An 18,936-nucleotide genomic window follows, 5' to 3' on the forward strand; every position below is an offset into this window, starting at 1 on the left:
TTCCGAACCCGGAAGCTAAGCCCTCCAGCGCCGATGGTACTGCACCCGACAGGGTGTGGGAGAGTAGGACACCGCCGAACATCCGTTACCGAAAGCCCCCCAACCTTGTTGGGGGGCTTTCGGCATTCCCGGACACCCTTCACCGACCACAACCGGTGCCCCGCACACCCTTTCACCCCGGCGCACCGCCGGCCAGGACTTGTAGCGCGCGGGACGCGAGATGAAGATTCAGGCGTGTGTCAACGCTACGGAGATCACGCCCGGTGAGTTCGTGAATGCGAGACATCCGGTATCGCAGGGTGCTGCGGTGGATCCTGAGCGCCTGCGCGGTCTCGTCGTATTTCCCGCCGCATTCGAGGTATTGGGCCAGTGTGGCCGTCATCGTGCTGCGGTGTTCCCGGTCGTAGTCGAGCAGTGGGCCGAGCCATTCCTGCACGAACGCCTCGACGTCTCCGGTGCTGCTGTGCGAGTCGAGGATGCGGTAGACGCCGAGTTCGTCGAACAGCGCCACACCGCGGGGCGACAGCGACTGCTTTCTGATCTCGAGCGCCCGTATTGCGTGGATGTACGAGTCGGGTAGGCCGCTGGGGGAGGTGCATTCGGATCCGACGCCGATCACTCCGACCGCGGGGCCGAGCGACTTCTCCAATGCCGTGAAGATGATGTTCACGTCTGTCTTTGCGTCCATGACGGCGGCGAGGACCCCGGTTCGGTGCTCGTTGCTCTGGACGAGAAGGGCCGACGAGTCGGTGGACGTCAGGTGGCGCCGGAAGGCCTCCGTGACGGACTCGACGGGTGTGTCCGGCCCCCAGTGGACCACCAGAACGCGTTGCGGGGTGTGCAGGTCGTAGCCGAGTGCGTCGGCCCGCGAATAGGCGCTGTCGTCGTCCGTGCCGGCGAGCAGGTCGGCGCCGAGGTCGCGGCTCAGTCGCGCCTCCGTCTCGGCGAGCGCTCTGCGGTGCGACATGTCGACGGCGAGCATCGTCGTGGCGTATTCGAGGGCGACCGTGTCGAGGTCGGTGGCCCGATGTTCCGGGTCCGACAGATACAGGACGCCGAGAAGTGTCTGGCCGGGCCGGACTATCTGCACGATCCGGTTGTCGTGCCGCAGCGGGCGCCCTTCCATCGCGGCACGGCGCAGGACGTCGACTCGGTTCCCGCCGCCGGTCTTGCGGTACCGCGGGGCCTTGTCCGGGCCGGACCAGACGCGGAGATTGCCGAAGGCGTCTTCGATCCCGACGGCGAGTCCGGTCACCTGGTGGAGTGTCTCGGCGATGGCGGTCTCGTCGGCGCCGGTCGCGGCGAGGCGCCCGAACGTGTTGTGGATCTTCGCTTCCTCCTCGAGTCGCACGGCCCTTGCGTCGAGCGCGGTGATCCCGTCCGCGGCCTCGCGTAACTGACGTTCCTGTGTGGCCGCCCGGGAGCGGAGCGATGCGGCGCGCAGGGCCGACCCCGTGTGCTGAATCAACAACTCGAGCAGGGTGGCCTGCACCGGGGTCGGCGGGTAGTCGGCCCGCAGGGTGAGCGACACCGGCCTCGACCACGAATCGTCGAGCAGCACGCGGTGTCGCCAGACGTCGTCGTCGTGGCGTTCGCCCGTCAGAGCCGACACGGGTTCCACTGTGAAGGGACCGAGTTCGGGGAGGGCTTCGACCAGCAGGGCCAGGATCTCGTCCCGATTCCCGCAGTCGTGCATGTGCGCGGTGACGGCCACGACCGCGGACAGGTTCGTCGCCCGCGGCATGTGATCCACCCTCGGGTCTGGGGCTGCTTCCAGATCCATGGCTTGGAACTACCCCGTTTTGCGCCGTCGAAACCGGGACGCTGTCCATTGAGGCCGGATTTCGGGGGATTCTTTCGTTCCGCCGTGACCATGTGGAGAGACGGATCAGCCGCCAACCTTGGTTACTGAGGGGTGGCACTATGACCCAATCCAATAATTGGCACGATCCCGATCTGAACATGATTCGCGATGTCGTCGCGCACACGTCGGACGGGTGCGAGGGCTGTCTTGCACTCGGTACCCGCTGGGAGCACCTGATGTTGTGCCTGACGTGCGGCTATGTCGGATGCAATGACGGATCACCGATGCGGCACGCGCGACACCACGCCGAACGCAGCGGTCATCCGATCGTCCAGTCCCTCCACCCGGGGGACAACTGGCGCTGGTGCTTCGTGCACGACGCCCAGATCTGCACGCCGTATCCGGCGACCGGGGCCCGGGTGGTCGCACCGAGCCTGGTGCCCGGACCGTCCGACGACGTCAGGCACGGTCTCCGTATCGCGAAATCGCAGTGACGATCGCAGAACAGACGGCGTCCGCCCGAACCTCGGGGGGAGCGTCGGCCGGCCAGCCTGGGCGTACCGGGGTTCCGCCGGGGCGCGGCGGCGTCGGAAGCGGTCCGGGAACTGCGGCGTAGGCATCCGACGCCGACACCGGGGTGTACGAAGCGTCGAAGGAGAACTGGGACGACTCCTCGTGCGCGCCGTGCCTGAGTCGGAGAACCTCCTGCCCCACCCGTCCGCGCAGGAGGAAGAAGAGCAGCGGGTCGTCGTCGAGCACCCACGCTGCCTGATACAGCACCGCGGCAGCGTGGCGGCAAGGCACATCCCACTCCTCGCAGGTGCACGTCGCATCGGCATCGAACATCGACGGTACTAGGGACACGTCGACGGCAGCGAGTCGTCGTCGAGTTCGCGGGGAAGCGTCCCACTCGACAACTGGGCGACGTGACCGCTCCGGGACGCGAGTGTCGCGAGCACCTCGCGCCACTGGCGCTCGTCCAGCTGGTCCACCCGGATCCGCACGTGCAGTCTCTCCTCGTCCGTGTGCACGTCCGCGGAGACAAGCCCGGCCGCGAACGTGAGCGGCCCGACCAGTCCGCGGGTCAGTTCGGTGAAGGCGTCGGCATGTCGCCGTTCTGGAAGCGTTCGACCAGCTTCTCCCGGGCGGCGACGGAAGTGCCCCCGTGCAGGAATTCGCAGCCCACCCCGCGCGCCGTCAGGTGCCGCAGCAGCAGCCGTCCCATCGTGGTGAAGTGGGTGAACACGAGCGAACGCCCGCCCTCCGACAGGTTGGTGTCGATCAGCTCGTCGAGCAGGCCGATCTTGCGGGAACGACCGGCGAGCGCGGAGTGCTCCTGGCCGAGGTACGGGGCGGGGTGATTGCGGATCTGCTCGAGACCGGTCAGCATTGACACGATGCTGCCGCGCCGCCCGATGCCGTCGCTCCTCTCGATCTGCTCCATGGCCTCGCGGACGAGGGCCTCGTACATTCCCGCCTGTTCGGGGGTGAGCGTGGCGTCCAGGTCGATCTGGTCTTCGGCGGAAGCTCTGGAGTGATCGTGCGCAGGGCGCGGGTGACGGACGCCGCGCGGTTCTTCAGGTGTTGCGCCTCGTCGCTGCCGCCCGCGACCGTCTCACCGGGAGGACGCCGCTTCGGACCGTGGTGGACGAGGACACCGGTGCCCGGTGCGAAGCGCTCGATCTCCCATCGCCAATTCCCGAGCAGCGACGCGGGACAGACCACCAAGGTGGGTCCTGCCGTTACGGGTGCCTGCTGGCGGTGCAGGTGAACCGCGATGAGGGTCAACGTCTTTCCCAGACCCATGTCGTCGAGACAGGCGCCCAGGCCCCGTGACGTGAGTCCGGCGACCTCCTCCCCGCGCCGGGCCCGGCCGGTCAGCGAGACCGCAGGGCCTCGATGGACGTCATCGTTCCGGTCCGCCGCTGCAGCGTCTTTCGTATCAACGCCGAATCCGCCAAGACGTATCGGTTGCGGAGTTTCACGACGGCGCGCTCCGCCGACACGAGTTCTTCCATCTCTTCCCGCGTCAGCACGTCGTCGCCCACCGCGACACGCCAGTCGAAGTCGAAGGCGCGGTCGCCACCGAAAGCGGCTGCCCCCTCGCCGGACCCGGGCTCGCCGAGGATCATGCGGGTCGAGGTACGCGCCACCAGCTTGCGCGGCCAATGGATCTCGACTCCTCGTTGGCGCAGCCGACGGCCTGCGTCCCCGGTGAGGGAAGCCAGGTCGTCGTCCTAGAGTCGGATGCGGTGCGGCGCCTCGGCTCGCAGCAGGTCTTCGAGCGGAGCCCAGTCCTGGGCCGCGCGGCGGAGGGCGTCGAGCACCGCGTTCCGCGGGTCGGAGGCGAACGCGGGCTCGGCGAGCGTCGGATGCCGGCCAGAGGTCGACGGCATCGCACACCACCCCGGGCCGGGCGAGACCGTGCACCTGGACCGTGGCGTCGAACTCGCTGTCCGAGAGGTCGACCGCGCCGGGATCGACGGGGTCGATCCGCAACGACAACGCGATCGCGTCGGGTGCCAGGGCGCCTGTCCACGCCCGGAGTTCGGGGGACGTCTCGGCGTTCCAGTCCAGGTAGGGCCCGGCGTCGGCCGGCGATTCGAGCCGCGGGATCGTGTCGACGGCGGCGGCGGTCCGTCCGGCGAGTCGCGCCAGAACGCCAGGCGGAGTCGCGAGGGGATCGGAGGGGGCGAAGGTGGCCGCACGGGTGGCGAGGATGGGCTCCGCTGTCACTACTGCGCCTTTCGCCTGGTTTACGGTACGCCGTACGTCAATGAGGCGGCGGACGGAATTGTTCCCGGGCGCCGTGGGAAGATCTCGGCATGGGTAGAAGCGCGACACCGGAGGGCGACCCCGCCCGCACCATGGAGCTGCTGTGGGGTGGTGGCAGCACGCCGATCTCGCGCCCCCGCAACGGGAAGCCGGGCCTGACGCTCGACCGGATCGTCGAGGCCGCCGTCTCCGTCGCGGATGCGGAAGGGCTGGACGCCGTCTCGATGCGCCGGCTGGCAGCCGAGCTCGGCGCCGGGGCGATGTCGCTGTACACGCACGTCCCCGGGAAGACGGAACTGGTGGAGGTGATGCTCGATCGCGCGCTGTCCACACTCGAGCCGGCCGAGGATACCGATGTGGGGTGGCGGGAGCGACTCGCGGCAGCCGCTCACGACTACTTCCAACTGCTGTGCGCCCACCGGTGGATGCTCGGCGTCGTCGCACTGAGCCGGCCGGTTCTGGGGCCCGGCGGGATGGCCAAGTACGAGCGGGAATTGCGCGCGGTCGAGGGGCTGGGACTGTCGGACCTCGACATGGACTCCGTCGTCACGCTCCTCGACAGTTTCGTCGCGGGCGCCGCGCGGGCCGCGGTGGACGCGGCCGCGCTCGCCGCCCAGGGGGAGGCGGACAGTGAATGGTGGCAGCGCGTCGCTCCGCACTTCGAGAAGGTCTTCGACCCCGACCGGTTCCCGCTGGCGGCCCGGGTGGGGGCCTCGGCGGGGGAACACCACGACGCCGCGTACGCGCCCGCCCACGCCTTCGAATTCGGGCTCGCCCGGCTACTCGACGGAGTCGGCGCCCTCATCGTCGACGGCGGAACCGGCGGGGAGTAGCTCGGCGGGAACGGCCAGCGTGGTCGGCTCGACGCGGCCGCGCAGGGTGACGGTGTCGGTGAGTTGCCACCGCGTGCGTTCGTCATCGGCTGCCGCGTCGATCGCACGCTCGGACGCGACGACGTGTCCGGACACGTTCTTGGCGAGCTCGGACAACCGCGCCGCCTCGTTGACCGGATCGCCGATCACCGTGTACTCGAAACGTTCGTGGGCGCCGATGTTTCCGGCCACGGCGCGACCCGCCGCCACTCCGATCCCCGCGTCGCACTCCGGTACCTCGGCGGTGAGCCGTTCGCGGAGGGCCCGAGCAGCGGAGAGCGCGGCACCTGCATGGTCGTCGAGCGCCACGGGTGCCCCGAAGATGGCCAGCGCGGCGTCACCTTCGAACTTGTTGACGAACCCGTCTCGCCGATCGACCTCGTCGACGACCACGTTGAAGAACCGGTTGAGCAGGTCCACGACCTCCGCGGGCGACCGGGTGGCCGCGATCGTGGTGGACCCGATGATGTCGACGAACAGGACCGCTACGTCACGTTCCTCCCCGCCGAGTTCGGAGTTGTGCCGGAGGGCCTGGGACGCCACTTCCTGCCCGACGTGGCGCCCGAACAGGTCGCGGATCCGCTCACGTTCGCGGAGTCCCGCGGCCATCCGGTTGAACCCGGTCTGCAGCGCGCCGAGTTCGGTGCCGTCGTACACGACGACCTCGGCGTCGAGATCGCCCTCCGCCACCTTCGCCATGCCCAGCGACACCGAGCGGATCGGCGCCTCGGTGGCGCGCACACTGATCACGACCAGCAGCAGGCCGAAGAGCAGGATCACACCACCCAGTGCAAGGATCGATACCGCGAGGCTGGTCGGGCTCGCGGGCCGGATGAAACTGAAGATCGCGATGAGCATCAGACCGAGCACGGGAACACCCGTCCCGAGGATCCACGCCAGTGCGGTGCGGCCGGTGATGCCGAGGGTTCGGCGGGGTCGCGGTCCGTCCGATCCCAGTGCCCGGGCGGCGATGGGGCGGAGCGCGAACTCCGTCAGCAGGTAACAGAACGCGGATACCGTGATCCCGGCCAAGGCGATCGTGAACGCGACCTTCGGAATGGTCTGGGGATCGATGATGCCGTACAGCGTCGTGAAGAAGACCAGCCCGATGCCCCACAACGCCGCCTGAACACGTGTCAGACGCCACGGTGCGCGGAACGCCGCCGACCGGTCGTGGTCGGTGGGCGCGTCGTCCTCCGTCGCCCACCGGAGATCCGACACCAGTCGCTTGGTGCCCCAGGTCACACCGACCAGGACCGCGCACAGCACGAACACGGGCACCGCGACGAAATTGGCGATCGTGAACTCGCTCGACCACACACTCGGGCCGGGGACGACGACACTGACGAGCAGGCAAGTGATCACCGCGCCGACCAGGTTGGTAAATACCAGGGGGGCGGTCAGCAGCAGCTGGACGCGGATACGGCGCCGGCGGGGACTCTCGTCCGGCGATCCGAGCAACCACGACCCCATCGGGGCGACGGATCGGCGGGGGCTGCGCATGGTCATTCGAGACTAGTCGGCGCGATCCCTTAGGGTGGGCGGGTGCGCCTAGTGATTGCCAGATGCCGAGTCGATTACGTAGGCCGTTTGACGGCACATCTGCCCACCGCTCGTCGCCTGTTGTTGATCAAGGCCGACGGTTCCGTGAGCATCCACGCCGACGACCGCGCCTACAAGCCGCTGAACTGGATGAGCCCGCCCTGCTGGCTCGTCGAAGACTCCGTGGAAGACGCCGAAGCGCTGTGGGTGGTGACCAACAAGGCCGGTGAGGAACTGCGGATCACCCTCGAGGAAATCGAGCACGACTCCAGTCACGAACTCGGTGTCGATCCGGGGCTCATCAAGGACGGTGTCGAGGCACACCTTCAGGAGTTGCTCGCCGAACACGTCGAAACGCTCGGCAGCGGCTACACGCTCGTCCGGCGCGAGTACATGACGGCCATCGGTCCCGTCGACCTGCTGTGCCGGAACGCCGACGGGGCTTCCGTCGCCGTGGAGATCAAGCGCCGCGGAGACATCGACGGTGTCGAGCAGCTCACGCGGTACCTCGAACTGCTCAACCGGGATCCGCTGCTGGCGCCGGTGAGCGGTGTCTTCGCCGCCCAGCAGATCAAGCCGCAGGCCAAAACCCTTGCCACCGACCGCGGGATCCGGTGCCTGGTGCTCGACTACGAAGCGCTGCGCGGCACCGAGAGCACCGAGTTCCGGCTCTTCTGAGGCCTAGGCTGAACCCGTGCCCCGTCGCAAACCCCAGCGGAAGAACACACGCCGCAGTGCGCCCCCGGACAACTCCGAGGGGTCGCTGTTCGGCAGTGCGATGATGCGGCAGGAATCCGGGCCCGCTGGCTACGCGGACGAGAGCTTCGTCGTCCGCACGATCCCCGGGGCCCGGGCGACCAAGTCCTACCGGTGCCCCGGCTGCGATCACGACATCCGGCCGGGCGTCGCCCACCTCGTCACCTGGCCGGCCGAATACGGCGGAGCCGAGGACCGGCGGCACTGGCACACCGGGTGCTGGTCGGGACGCAGCACTCGGGGCCTCACGCGCAGGTGGTCCTAGCTTCCCGTCTTCACGGTCCGCTGATTCGCCGGCCGGTTCGCCGGGTTCTTCTCGACGGTGGACAGCACCGCAGTGTCCTCGTCCGAGTTGTCCGTCTCGTCCGCGGAGTTCTTTCCGGACTCGTTCTGCGCGGTCTTCCGGTCCGCGGCACCGCCCGGAGCCGACTTGCTGTTGGTGTTCTCGTCCGAGCGCTTCTGCGAGTTCGACGCCGCGGTGTCGGGCTGCGCGTCCAGGAGTTCGCTCTCCCGGTTGACCGACGCCAACATCGCCGGAACAGAATCGAGCTGCCCCCGAATTCCCAAGAGCTGCGCCAGGATCCGGCCGCGTAGCACACGAAGTTCTTCCGCGAGCTCCTTGGCGTGGGCGATCTTGCGCTCCGACTGGTCGGTGGCCGCCTGCAACCTGCGCTCCGCCTCGTGCGTGGCATCCGCGAGACGACGATGCGCCTCGGCCTTGCTGGTGGACTCGAGTTCGTTGACGGCCGTGATCGTCTTCTGGCGGCGCTCGGACATCGCGAGGTCGAAGTCTTCCTGCACCTGCGACCGACGCAGTTCGGCCTCGGCGGCCAGGCGGTCGCGCTCGGACTGAGCGGCCTCGACGATCTTCGCCGCCTCCGTGCGGGCCTTCGCCATCGTCTGCTCGTGCTGAATTTCGAGAGCACTGCGGCGGTCTTCGAGTTCCGCGACCAGCGACTCGTACTGGCCGCGAAGCTGCGCGCCCTCCTGCTCGGCGACGGAGATCATCTCGGCGGCGTCGGCCTCGGCCTTCGCGCGCACCTCGGACGCCTCGTCCGACGCGAGCCGGAGCATGCGCGAGATGCGGTCGCTCATTCCCTCCGCGGTGGTCGGCGGAACGGACAGGCGGTCGACATCCTTGCGGAGATCGTCGATCTCGTCCCGCGCATCGTCGAGCTGCTTGGCGAGATCCCGCGCCTGCGCCGCCGCGGCGTCGCGGTCGGCGGCAGTGACGCGGAGCTCCGCGTCGAATCGCTCGAAGTAGTTACGTACCTCGTCCCGGTCGAATCCCTTGCGCACGGTGGAAAAGGGAAGGGGGATCGAACCACGGTCCTGCTCGTTTACCATGGCCGCCAATCTACCTGGGCAAAGTAGAACTTGTCTCTGCGCCTGGTACCCGGCGGCCGGCCACAGCTCTAGTGGGTCGCCGACGGCTCGACGAGCTCGACGAGAACTCCGCCTGCATCCTTCGGGTGGACGAAGTTGATGCGCGAGTCGGCGGTTCCGCGGCGGGGTGCGTCGTACAGCAGCCGCACACCGCGCTCGCGCAACTGAGCGGAGATGGCGTCGATGTCCGTGACGCGGTACGCGAGCTGCTGGAGACCGGGGCCGCTGCGATCGATGAACTTGGCGATGGTCGAGCTCTCGTTCAACGGTGCGAGAAGCTGCAGCGCGGTGCTGCCCTCGGGAGAGCCGACGACGCTCAGCATCGCTTCGCGCACGCCCTGCTCCTCGTTCACCTCTTCGTGTGTCGACACCATGCCGAGGTGTTCGGAGTACCACGCGATGGCGGCGTCGAGGTCGGGAACGGCGATGCCGACGTGGTCGATGGCGGTCACCAGGTCCGAGGACAGCGGCGACGTGGTCTGGGTGGGGGAGGACTGTGTCATGGTCCCGACGTTAGCGCTACCGTTTCGGTAGTTCTCGTCGGGATGTGACTTCCGTCGCCCCGCACCTGCCCAACTCGTCTCACGCGGAGGAAATCGTGACCAGTTCTGTGATCGTCGCCGGAGCCCGGACCCCGATGGGCCGGTTGCTGGGTTCGTTGAAGGATGTGTCGGGTTCGGATCTGGGTGGGGTGGCGATTCGGGGTGCGTTGGAGAAGGCGGGCGTCGCTCCCGAGCAGGTCGAGTACGTGATCATGGGTCAGGTGCTCACGGCGGGAACGGGGCAGATCCCGGCGCGGCAGGCCGCGGTGGCCGCGGGCATCGGGATGGATGTGCCGGCGTTGACCATCAACAAGGTGTGTCTGTCGGGGATCGACGCGATCGCATTGGCGGATCAGCTGATCCGGGCCGGCGAGTTCGACGTCGTGGTCGCCGGGGGTCAGGAGTCGATGTCGCGGGCCCCGCACCTGCTGGAGACGTCGCGGGAGGGTTTCAAGTACGGCGACGTCACGATGCGCGATCACATGGCCTTCGACGGGTTGTACGACATCTTCACCGACCAGGCGATGGGGAGTCTGACGGAGGCGAAGAACGCGGAGGACGGGCAGCGGATCGGCCGCGAGGAGCAGGACACATTCGCGGCGGCGTCGCATCAGAAGGCGGCGCGGGCCTGGAAGGACGGGGTGTTCGACGACGAGGTGGTTCCGGTGCCGGTGCCGCAGCGCAAGGGCGATCCGGTGCTGGTCGGCTCCGACGAGGGCGTGCGCGGCGATACGACGGTGGAATCGCTGGCCAGGCTGCGGCCGGCGTTCAGCAAGCACGGCACGGTCACCGCCGGGTCGGCGTCGCAGATCTCCGACGGCGCGGCCGCTGTCGTGGTGATGAGCAAGGCGAAGGCGCAGGAACTCGGGTTGTCGTGGATCGCGGAGATCGGCGCGCACGGGGTGGTGGCGGGTCCGGACTCGACGTTGCAGTCGCAGCCGGCGCGGGCCATCGCGAAGGCCTGCGCCAAGGAGGGGATCGAGCCGAAGGATCTGGATCTGGTGGAGATCAACGAGGCCTTCGCGGCGGTGGGGATCGCGTCGACGCGGGAGCTGGGGCTGGATCCGGAGATCGTGAACGTCAACGGCGGGGCGATCGCGATGGGGCATCCGCTGGGGATGTCCGGGGCGCGGATCGCGTTGCATCTGGCGTTGGAGTTGCGTCGTCGTGGTGGGGGTGTGGGCGCCGCGGCACTGTGCGGTGGTGGCGGTCAGGGGGACGCCCTGATCGTGCGCGTCCCCAAGGCCTGACAGGACGACAGTCCGCGGTGGTGTATCTCACACCACTACGGACTGTCGTAGATGGTCGGGCACAATGGTCGGCATGGCGAACGTCTTCGATCTCAGCACCACGGCCAAGCGCTTCCGATTTGTCGCAATTCTGGAGGCATTCACCTGGCTCGGCCTCCTCATCGGCATGGCCTTCAAGTACCTGCCTGCCGACGGCAACGAGATCGGCGTGAAGATCTTCGGGCCCATCCACGGCGGTGTCTTCGTCCTGTACCTGCTCATCTCGCTGTGGACCGCGCGCAAGCTGAGCTGGAATCTGGTCACCACCTTCTGGGCGCTCGTCGCCAGCGTCCCGCCGTTCGGCACCGTCGTGTTCGAGGTCTGGGCGGCCCGCACCGGCCGGATGGGCGAACTGTCCCGGTCGAGCGCAGCGAAGAGCGAACCGTTGCTCGTCTGATCCGCACCGCGGTAGGCACGGCCCGCATTCCGGTGCGCGCTCAAATCGTGACAAACTGGTGGACGTGACTCGACCAGGTTCTCGTCCGTCAGCGCGTTCCTCAGCAGTGGCCGCAGCCATGAGCGGAGCAGTCGATCTCTCCGCCCTCAAGGAGCGTGCGGCCGCTCCGCCCCCGCCGGCACCCGCACCCTCCGGGGACGGTGCCGTCGCTCCGGCCGACCCCGGCGGCACCGGACTCGCATCCGTCATCGACGTCACCGAGGCGACGTTCGAGGCGGACGTGCTCGTCCGGTCCCAGCAGGTCCCGGTCGTCGTCGACCTGTGGGCCACCTGGTGCGAGCCGTGCAAACAACTCTCACCCCTGCTCGAGAAGCTGGCACACGAGGCAGGCGGCACCTGGGTGCTCGCCAAGGTCGACGTCGACGCCAACCCGCGCATCGCGCAGGCCTTCGGCGTCCAGTCCGTCCCGACCGTGGTCGCCATCGCCGGCGGACAGCCGCTCGCCGACTTCCAGGGTGCGCAGCCCGAACCGCAACTGCGTCAGTGGCTCGCCGCCGTCCAGCAGGCAACTGCCGGAAAGCTGTCCGGACCGCCGGCCGGTGACGGCAACGAGGACGAGCCCGAGCCGGAGGACCCGCGTTTCGTCGCCGCCGAGGCCGCGCTCGACGAAGGCGACCTGTCGGCAGCCGAAGCCGAGTTCCAGAAGATCCTCGACGAGGAACCGGCCAACGCCGAGGCGCAGGGCGCGATCCGTCAGGTGCGTTTCCTCGCCCGCGTCCAGTCCGCCGATCCCGGTGCCGTCGCCGCGGCGGATGCCGCCCCGAACGACATCGACGCCCAGCTGCAGGCCGCGGACGTCGAGCTCTACTCCCAGGCCTCGGACGCGGCATTCGCCCGCCTCATCGGTGTCGTCGCCCGCAGCGCCGGCGACGACAAGACGCGGGTACGGACTCGTCTGCTGGAACTGTTCGAACTGTTCGACCCGGCCGAGCCGGTCGTCATGACCGCGCGCCGGAAACTCGCCGCCGCGCTGTACTGACGAGGAACCGGGGTGAGTGCTGTGGGCACTCACCCCGGTCACCCCGCCGGCGGGTCGGTCAGCTCCGAACGCGCTCCACCCGTCCGACCAGGAGGACGTAGGACGCGATCCCGACCGCGGTCACCACGGTCATGTAGACGAATCCCGGCGCAAAGCTGTCGTCGGTGACGAGCAACCCGATCACGATGGGTGTCGCGATCGACGACAGGTTGCCGATGAAGTTGAACATTCCACCGGTGAGCCCGAGCAGTCGTTCCGGTGCGAGTGCCGAGACCAGCGACCACGTGATCGACGCGAGTCCGTTGCCGAAGAACGCGATGGACAGGAACACGATCACCATCGCGGTCGAGTCGGTGAAGTTGGCGCCGATCATCGCGACGGTCAGCAACAGTCCCACGATGATGGGACCCTTGCGCGCGACTCCGAGAGACACTCCCTTGCGCAGCAGGAAATCGGAGAACACTCCGGAGAACAGCACGCCGACGAGCGCCGCGACGAACGGCAGCGAGGCGAGAAATCCGGACTTGATGTAGTCCATGTCCCGGTACTCGACGAGGTAGGTGGGGAACCAGGTGAGGAAGAACCACAGCGTCGACGTGAGACAGAACTGCCCCAGATAGATTCCCCACAGCTTGCGCCGGCCGAGAACGGTGGCGACATCGTTCCGGGTCACGGCCGGACGTTCGGGTTGCTGCTCGTCCACGAGGTCGACGAGTCCGCCGCCGTCGCGGATCAGGTCGATCTCGGCGTCGTTCGCCCGCGAGTCGCGTGGCTCGCGGTAGAACGCGTACCACACGGCACCCCAGAGCGCCCCGACCGCTCCGGTCACGATGAAGACCCAGTGCCAGGACAGCACGGACTGCAGCCAGGAGAGGAAGGGAGTGAGCAGGGCCAATCCGATGAACTGTCCGGACGTGTAGAAGCCGATCACCGTCGCACGTTCGCGCTCGGGGTACCAGGCCGTCGCGACCCGGTTGTTGATCGGATACGCGGGCGCCTCGAACACGCCGACGAGCAGGCGCAACGCGATGAGTGCCACGAAGCCGCCGATGACCCCCATGAACGCGGTCGCGACCGACCACAGGATGAGGCAGGCGGGGTAGAGCAGTCTCGGGGGAATCCGGTCGACGAGCCATCCGCCGGGAATCTGCAGCGCCGCATACGTCCAGCCGAACGCCGACAGCAGCAGTCCCTGCTGCGCCTTGGAGAGATCCATTTCGTCCGCGATCGCGGGCATCGCGATCGACAGGTTTGCGCGGTCCATGTAGTTGATGACGACGGTCACGAACAGCATTACCGCGATGAGAACGCGCGCCTTCGACGCCTGCGCGGCGACCGGCGTGGACTTGCCGATCTTCTGGGTCTGCACCATTGCCCTCACCACTCCGCAAAGGATCCGTCGCTGTGGCGCCAGACCGGGTTTCGCCAGCGATGTCCTTCGGCGGCCCGTTCGATGACGTACTCCTCGTTCACCTCGATGCCCAGCCCCGGACCGGTGGGGATTCGGACCTGACCGTCCGCGTAGGTGAACACGGCCGGGTCGACGAGATAGTCGAGAAGATCGTTCGACGTGTTGTAGTGGATGCCGAGGCTCTGTTCCTGGATCGTCGCGTTGTAACAGCCCGCGTCGATCTGCAGGCACGTGGCCAGGGCGATCGGCCCGAGGGGGCAGTGCAGAGCGAGTGCCACGTCGTACGCCTCGGCCATGTGCGCGATCTTCCGCGCCTCGGTGATGCCGCCGCAGTGCGACGGGTCGGGCTGGATGATGTCCACAGCTCCGGACGCCAGGACGGTTTTGAAATCCCAACGGGAGAACAATCTCTCACCCAGTGCGATCGGGATCGGCGACTGTCGCAGCACGTCGACGAAACCGTCGACGTGCTCGGAGAGGACCGGTTCCTCCACGAACATCAGCCGGAACGGTTCGAGTTCCTTCAGCAGCACCTTGGCCATGGGTTTGTGCACTCGGCCGTGGAAATCGACGCCGATGCCGATGTTCGGACCCACTGCATCCCGTACCGCGGCGACGTTGGCGAGGCACTGGTCCACCTTGTCCCACGAGTCCAGGTACTGCATTTCCTCCGTGCCGTTCATCTTCACGGCGGTGAACCCCCGGTCGACCACCTCGCGCGCCGCCTTCGCGGTGTCCGAGGGGCGGTCGCCGCCGATCCACGAATAGACCTTGATCCGGTCCCGGACGCGGCCGCCGAGAAGTTCGTATGCCGGCACGCCGAGGGCCTTGCCCTTGATGTCCCACAGGGCCTGGTCGATGCCGGCCAGCGCGCTCATGTGGATGCCGCCGCCGCGGTAGAACCCCGACCGGTACATGACCGTCCACAGGTCTTCGATCTGCGTCGGATCCTGTCCGACGAGATAGTCGGACAGTTCCTCCACTGCGGCGGCGACGGACGCGGCCCGGCCTTCGAGCACCGGTTCGCCCCAGCCGACCACGCCGTCGTCCGTCTCGATTCGCAGGAACAGCCACCTGGGGGGTACGGCGTACGTGGTGAGTGACTTGATCTTCATGGAGTCCTCCTGTGTGGGGCTGTGGTGGTGGCCCCGGTGGTCGTAGGTGTCGATCAGGCGGCTTCGGCCGACCAGATGTTCATCAAGGTGAGGGCGCGGTCGCGGACGGTGTCGGCGCCGTCCTCGGGCCGGTACAGGCAGGTTCCGAGTCCCGCGCCTCCCGCACCTGCGGCGGCCCACTCGGCGAGGTTGGTGCGATCGACGCCGCCGACGGGGAGCAACTCGACCTCCGTCGGCAGGACGGCCCGCCACGCCTGCATCCCGGCTGGCCCGACCGAGTCGGAGGGAAACAGTTTGATGCTGCGCGCTCCCGCACCGACGGCACGGAACGCCTCGGTGGGAGTGGCCGCTCCCGGGTACGGGTGCAGGTTTCGGGCGACGGCGGCGCCGATGACCTCGACGTCGGTGTTGGGGGAGACGATGATCCGGGAGCCGGCCGCTTCGGATCGGATCACGTCGCCGACGCTCAGTACGGTCCCGGCTCCGACGACGCAGACGTCGCCGACGGCCGCCGCCAACCGCTCGATCGAGTCGAACGGTCGCGGCGAGTTCAGTGGGACCTCGATCGCCGTGAACCCGGCGTCGACGAGGGCCGAACCGACGGCGACGATCTCGTCGGGGGTGATGCCGCGCAGAATGGCGATCAGTCCGGTCGTGGTGGCAGTGGCTGTGGTGCTCATAGGGACTCCTTCTCGGGATTCGTGGATGGCGCCGGGTCGACCAGCCCCGCATCGATCGCCACGCGCCACAAACCCTGTGCTGCGGCCTCCTCGGCGACGATGTCGGCGACCACGCCGTGAACGCGCAGTCCGGCTGCGTAGCGTCTGCAGAGATCGGCGTTTCCGCACAACAGGATTCGGTTTCCGTCGGCGTAGTGGGGCAGGAGATGCCGGATCTCGTCCGCGATGATCACGCCGGAGACGTAGTCGGGAAGCGACGCCGGATCGAGGAGTCCGTCGAGCACGAGCGCTCGTGCTCCGAACAGCTCCGCGGGCAGCCCGCGTGACGGCGTCGACGTTCCCGTGGCGAGGCCCCGCTCGAACGCGGCGTCGTCGCGCACGGCGGCGGTGGCGGTGCGGCCGAGGATGCCGTGCTGCGTCACCAGGCCGTACAACTCGCCCGACATCGACGTCGCGAACGAGACGATCTTGCGGTTCTCGACTCGTGCCCACTTGCTGTGTGTTCCGGGAAGCACGATCGTCAGTGGGCGGTCGGTCGGCGGGAGCAGGCCCAGTGCCCCGATGATCTGCGTCTCCTCGCCCCTCATGACGTCGCCGGCCACGGTGCCGTCGGCGGCGGAGGCGACGCGCAGGCCGGGTACGAGGTGCAGCACTCCGCGTGGGTGGGGGACCGTCGTGAGGTCGTCGGCGTCGATCGCGAGATCGGTCGGCGTGGTCAGATAGCCGGCTTCACGCCAACCCTGGGCGCTGCCGACCATGCCGCAGGCGATCGCCGGGATATCGGGGGCGGCCGCGATCCAGTCGCCGCAGGCCTCGTCGAAGGCGGCTTCGTAGTCACGAGTGCGCGACGCGGGGTCGTCGCCGGTGGTGCCGAGCAATCCGAAGTCCGGCCGGCGAACGTCCAGAATGCGGCCGCCGTCGCCGAGGAGCCAGGCGCGCTGTGACGACGTGCCCCAGTCGAGAGCGATCAGACGTGGTGTCGAGGGGTCGGGGGTGTTCTGGATCACGCGAACCACTATCGGACGCGAATCCCATAATGACGAACATGGTCCCTATATGTGGGACAGTGGGGTGTGGCGAATCCTCCGTACGACATTCCACCCGGCACGCAGACCCTCGCCCGGGGGCTGGCGGTCATCCGCGCCGTCTCCGACGGGGCGCAGGATCTCCGCGCGGTCGTCGAGAGCACCGGGCTGGGGCGCAGCACCGCGCACCGTCTCGTCCAGTTGCTGGTCCACGAGGGCTATGTCCGGAGCGGAAGCCGGGGGTACACCCTCGGTCCGACGTTGATCGAACTGGGTTTCAAGGCGCTGCACGGCAACCCGCTGCCCGTCGTCGCGCGCCCGATCCTCGAGGAGCTGTCGGCGCACGTCCACGACACCGTGCACCTGGCGGTCGAGGACGGCGGTTCCGTGCTGTATCTGGACAAATTGCCGGGGTCGCGGGGTGCCGAGATGCGCTCGCGTATCGGTCACCGCATGCCGCTGACCCGCGCCGGTGTCGGGAAGGCTCTGCTGCTGGACTCGGCCGAGCGCTGGGATGTGCTGTACGAGAGCGACGCCGCGCAGGGGCAGCGGCCACCGAGCCCCCGCGGATTGGCGGACTTCCGCGCGCGCATGCAGGACTACGCGCGAAGGGGCGCGGCGATGGACCTCGAGGACAACGAACCCGGAATCCGCTGCGTGGCGGCGCCGGTGCGGGACGCGTCGTGCGCGATCGTCGGTGCGATCAGCGTGTCGGCCACGAGCCCGTACATGCCCGACGAGCGCATGCGCGGCCTCGTGCCGGTCGTGTGCCGGGCCGCCGGGCGGATCTCCGCGGCGCTCGGCTACCGGGAGATCTGAGACGGCGGTCGGACCACGTCACGCGGTGGGACGGTCAGCGGTACCGGCCCTCGCAGGCCTGCTCGCCGCCGAGCACTCCGGTGCGAAAGGCGTCCACCCGGGAGAATCCGCTCGGCACGGTCTCCCCGTTGACGTCACTGGCGGCGAGACCGTCGGTGAGCAGCCCCGACACGGCCTCGTCGAGGTCGCCGGGGGACAACCACACGCTGCCCGCCTCCAGTGTGGCGGGACTGTCCGGGCTCAACGCGCTGGTGATGACGCCGGACAGGCAGGCGGCTCGCAGCGCGGTCTGGGGTGAGTGCAGATCGTTGCCCCGGTCCCGCTGCAACGCCAGGGTGTACCGCGATGCGAGCAGGACGTACGCGTTGTAGTCGCCGGTGAGCTTGGTCTGGAAGAGTTCACGCCTGCCCGGGCGTCCCGGTGTGCCGCGTTCGGCGAGGGCGTCGACACTGACGCCGATCGTGTTGGTGGCCGGGCAGTACGACACCGGTTCGGTCGCGTCGGCGTCTGCGCAGTCGAGGTCGGCACCGTCGAGTTGCAGCGTGGGGGGATCGCTGAGATCGAAGATCTGCTGGAAGGACGTGAAGAACGCCTCGAGGGACTCCTCGGTGACGGGGAGTTCGCCGTCGTCGCTCTCGTCGGCGAACCGCTGCGGCAGATCCGCACGACGCGAGTCGATCTCCTTCTCGTCGATGCGCGTGCACGCTGCCGGACCGTCCGTGAATCCGATCTGGGTGGCGGTGACGCGTTCGAACGCCGAGCCGTGCACGTTGTCGGGATCATTCGGGTCGGTGTCACCGATGGCCACCGCCGACGCGAGTACCTTGTTCAGCCCGTCCGACGTGTTCAGCATGAAGTGGGACGCCTTGTCTTCCGCGATGTACCGCATGAACGCCCCCGCGAAGCAGTCGGCCTGCTGTTCCCGCACGATGCCGCCGCCCACGTTCTCGTCGGCGATTCCCGCCTTCGTCTGGACGGCGTGCCCGTACTCGTGTGCCAGAACGAAGACGGCGGCGACAACGCCGAACTTCTCCACGACCTCGGGCAGCAGCAGCGCCCGGTCCCAGCCGATCGTGTGGTCGGTGCTGCAGTAGCCGGCGTTGAGGACTTCCTCGGTGCCGTCCCCACAGAAGCGCGGGCCGCCGGACTCGCGCGGATCCCAGGAGATCAGTTCCTCGACCGGCTCGAATTTGCGCTGGAACAGTGCCGGGAATTCCGTCCGCCAGTAGTCCTCGATGTCGCTCACCGCGTTGGCGACCATAGTGTCGACCTCACCGCCGTCGGTGCCGGTGACGGGGAGGTCGGCGTCGGGCACGCCCTTGCGGGCACCGCTCGGACCCGACGTGGCATCCAGGCCTGCCACCTTGAACGGATCGTCGTAAATGGACGCGGCCTCGCCGTCCACCGAACGCGCACACCCGGACAGGACGACGGCGGCCACGGCCAGAACGCCCATGCTCGCAGCCCACTGCCGCCGTCGGGTC

General features: G+C 68.3%; 23 protein-coding genes. 8 read left to right on the forward strand and 15 right to left on the reverse strand.

Translation table 11 applies throughout. The annotated features are described in order from the left end of the window. Positions 1 to 172 precede the first annotated feature (172 nt). The gene (locus ACFVJ3_RS11035) at positions 173 to 1,783 is read right to left on the reverse strand and encodes a PucR family transcriptional regulator (protein WP_378452083.1); all 1,611 of its coding nucleotides are present in this window, start codon (positions 1,781 to 1,783) and stop codon (positions 173 to 175) included. Between the two features lie 140 nt (positions 1,784 to 1,923). Here ACFVJ3_RS11035 and ACFVJ3_RS11040 point away from each other — a divergent pair, with 140 nt between their 5' ends. After that, entirely contained in the window at positions 1,924 to 2,298 is a 375-nt protein-coding gene (locus ACFVJ3_RS11040; protein ID WP_378452084.1) for a UBP-type zinc finger domain-containing protein, read from the forward strand. Here ACFVJ3_RS11040 and ACFVJ3_RS11045 read toward each other — a convergent pair. The 6 genes from ACFVJ3_RS11045 to ACFVJ3_RS11070 all read right to left on the reverse strand — a co-directional run bounded on the left by ACFVJ3_RS11045 (position 2,264) and on the right by ACFVJ3_RS11070 (position 4,200). Beyond that, entirely contained in the window at positions 2,264 to 2,650 is a 387-nt protein-coding gene (locus ACFVJ3_RS11045; RefSeq protein WP_378452085.1) for an SWIM zinc finger family protein, read from the reverse strand. The two genes, ACFVJ3_RS11040 and ACFVJ3_RS11045, sit on opposite strands and share 35 nt — an antisense overlap. 8 nt (positions 2,651 to 2,658) lie before the next feature. Further along, positions 2,659 to 2,808 (reverse strand): hypothetical protein, encoded by a 150-nt coding sequence (locus ACFVJ3_RS11050; RefSeq protein ID WP_378452086.1) that lies wholly within the window; start codon positions 2,806 to 2,808, stop codon positions 2,659 to 2,661. Positions 2,809 to 2,888: 80 nt separating this feature from the next. Continuing rightward, entirely contained in the window at positions 2,889 to 3,275 is a 387-nt protein-coding gene (locus ACFVJ3_RS11055) for a helicase-related protein (RefSeq protein WP_378452087.1), read from the reverse strand. After that, the gene (locus ACFVJ3_RS11060) at positions 3,188 to 3,610 is read right to left on the reverse strand and encodes an SNF2-related protein (RefSeq protein ID WP_378452088.1); all 423 of its coding nucleotides are present in this window, start codon (positions 3,608 to 3,610) and stop codon (positions 3,188 to 3,190) included. Before ACFVJ3_RS11060 ends, ACFVJ3_RS11055 begins: the two co-directional genes overlap by 88 nt. Before the next feature lie 71 nt (positions 3,611 to 3,681). After that, complete coding sequence (locus ACFVJ3_RS11065) at positions 3,682 to 4,032, reverse strand: SNF2 helicase-associated domain-containing protein (protein ID WP_378452257.1); 351 nt, start codon at positions 4,030 to 4,032, stop codon at positions 3,682 to 3,684. Between the two features lie 9 nt (positions 4,033 to 4,041). Then, positions 4,042 to 4,200, reverse strand: a complete 159-nt coding sequence (locus tag ACFVJ3_RS11070) for a hypothetical protein (protein WP_378452089.1) — start codon at positions 4,198 to 4,200, stop codon at positions 4,042 to 4,044. Positions 4,201 to 4,629: 429 nt separating this feature from the next. On the opposite strand from ACFVJ3_RS11070, the gene ACFVJ3_RS11075 reads away from it, so the two are divergent. Beyond that, a complete protein-coding gene (locus ACFVJ3_RS11075) occupies positions 4,630 to 5,412 on the forward strand; it encodes a TetR/AcrR family transcriptional regulator (protein WP_378452090.1) in 783 nt (260 codons plus the stop codon). Here ACFVJ3_RS11075 and ACFVJ3_RS11080 read toward each other — a convergent pair. Continuing rightward, entirely contained in the window at positions 5,359 to 6,960 is a 1,602-nt protein-coding gene (locus ACFVJ3_RS11080; protein WP_378452091.1) for an adenylate/guanylate cyclase domain-containing protein, read from the reverse strand. The genes ACFVJ3_RS11075 and ACFVJ3_RS11080 overlap by 54 nt on opposite strands. Positions 6,961 to 6,996: 36 nt before the next feature. On the opposite strand from ACFVJ3_RS11080, the gene nucS reads away from it, so the two are divergent. Together nucS and ACFVJ3_RS11090 are read left to right on the forward strand one after the other, a co-directional pair. Next, complete coding sequence (nucS, locus tag ACFVJ3_RS11085) at positions 6,997 to 7,671, forward strand: endonuclease NucS (protein ID WP_378452092.1); 675 nt, start codon at positions 6,997 to 6,999, stop codon at positions 7,669 to 7,671. A gap of 16 nt (positions 7,672 to 7,687) precedes the next feature. Next, complete coding sequence (locus ACFVJ3_RS11090; RefSeq protein ID WP_378452093.1) at positions 7,688 to 8,014, forward strand: ATP/GTP-binding protein; 327 nt, start codon at positions 7,688 to 7,690, stop codon at positions 8,012 to 8,014. Here ACFVJ3_RS11090 and ACFVJ3_RS11095 read toward each other — a convergent pair. Next, positions 8,011 to 9,096, reverse strand: coding sequence for a hypothetical protein (locus tag ACFVJ3_RS11095; protein WP_378452094.1), 1,086 nt, complete (start codon positions 9,094 to 9,096; stop codon positions 8,011 to 8,013). The genes ACFVJ3_RS11090 and ACFVJ3_RS11095 overlap by 4 nt on opposite strands. 68 nt (positions 9,097 to 9,164) lie before the next feature. Then, positions 9,165 to 9,638 (reverse strand): methylmalonyl-CoA epimerase, encoded by a 474-nt coding sequence (gene mce, locus ACFVJ3_RS11100; protein ID WP_378452095.1) that lies wholly within the window; start codon positions 9,636 to 9,638, stop codon positions 9,165 to 9,167. Positions 9,639 to 9,733: 95 nt separating this feature from the next. Between mce and ACFVJ3_RS11105 the strand changes: the two genes are divergently transcribed. From ACFVJ3_RS11105 to ACFVJ3_RS11115, 3 genes are all read left to right on the forward strand, one after another. Continuing rightward, complete coding sequence (locus ACFVJ3_RS11105) at positions 9,734 to 10,927, forward strand: acetyl-CoA C-acetyltransferase (RefSeq protein WP_378452096.1); 1,194 nt, start codon at positions 9,734 to 9,736, stop codon at positions 10,925 to 10,927. 64 nt (positions 10,928 to 10,991) lie between these two features. Then, positions 10,992 to 11,363, forward strand: coding sequence for a DUF3817 domain-containing protein (locus ACFVJ3_RS11110; protein ID WP_378452097.1), 372 nt, complete (start codon positions 10,992 to 10,994; stop codon positions 11,361 to 11,363). Positions 11,364 to 11,481: 118 nt separating this feature from the next. Further along, a complete protein-coding gene (locus ACFVJ3_RS11115; protein WP_378452098.1) occupies positions 11,482 to 12,402 on the forward strand; it encodes a tetratricopeptide repeat protein in 921 nt (306 codons plus the stop codon). Positions 12,403 to 12,460: 58 nt separating this feature from the next. Here ACFVJ3_RS11115 and ACFVJ3_RS11120 read toward each other — a convergent pair whose 3' ends face one another. Genes ACFVJ3_RS11120 through ACFVJ3_RS11135 form a run of 4 tightly spaced genes read right to left on the reverse strand, consistent with a single transcriptional unit; the run spans position 12,461 to position 16,615 of the window. After that, positions 12,461 to 13,774: an MFS transporter gene (locus ACFVJ3_RS11120; protein WP_378452099.1), complete on the reverse strand. Its 1,314-nt coding sequence runs from the start codon at positions 13,772 to 13,774 to the stop codon at positions 12,461 to 12,463. Positions 13,775 to 13,779: 5 nt separating this feature from the next. Beyond that, positions 13,780 to 14,928 carry a galactonate dehydratase gene (gene dgoD / locus ACFVJ3_RS11125; protein WP_378452100.1) on the reverse strand — a complete coding sequence of 383 codons (1,149 nt, stop codon included), beginning with the start codon at positions 14,926 to 14,928 and terminating at the stop codon, positions 13,780 to 13,782. 53 nt (positions 14,929 to 14,981) lie between these two features. Further along, complete coding sequence (locus tag ACFVJ3_RS11130; RefSeq protein ID WP_378452101.1) at positions 14,982 to 15,608, reverse strand: 2-dehydro-3-deoxy-6-phosphogalactonate aldolase; 627 nt, start codon at positions 15,606 to 15,608, stop codon at positions 14,982 to 14,984. Continuing rightward, the gene (locus tag ACFVJ3_RS11135; RefSeq protein WP_378452102.1) at positions 15,605 to 16,615 is read right to left on the reverse strand and encodes a 2-dehydro-3-deoxygalactonokinase; all 1,011 of its coding nucleotides are present in this window, start codon (positions 16,613 to 16,615) and stop codon (positions 15,605 to 15,607) included. The genes ACFVJ3_RS11130 and ACFVJ3_RS11135 overlap by 4 nt, the downstream gene beginning before the upstream one ends. Before the next feature lie 51 nt (positions 16,616 to 16,666). Between ACFVJ3_RS11135 and ACFVJ3_RS11140 the strand changes: the two genes are divergently transcribed. Continuing rightward, a complete protein-coding gene (locus ACFVJ3_RS11140; protein ID WP_378452103.1) occupies positions 16,667 to 17,452 on the forward strand; it encodes an IclR family transcriptional regulator in 786 nt (261 codons plus the stop codon). Between the two features lie 34 nt (positions 17,453 to 17,486). On the opposite strand, the gene ACFVJ3_RS11145 is transcribed toward ACFVJ3_RS11140, so the two are convergent. Continuing rightward, complete coding sequence (locus ACFVJ3_RS11145; RefSeq protein WP_378452104.1) at positions 17,487 to 18,908, reverse strand: neutral zinc metallopeptidase; 1,422 nt, start codon at positions 18,906 to 18,908, stop codon at positions 17,487 to 17,489. Positions 18,909 to 18,936: the final 28 nt, after the last annotated feature.

The sequence above is a fragment of the Rhodococcus sp. NPDC127593 genome, assembly GCF_042671975.1.
In the GTDB taxonomy this organism is placed as follows: Bacteria; Actinomycetota; Actinomycetes; order Mycobacteriales; family Mycobacteriaceae; genus Rhodococcus_F.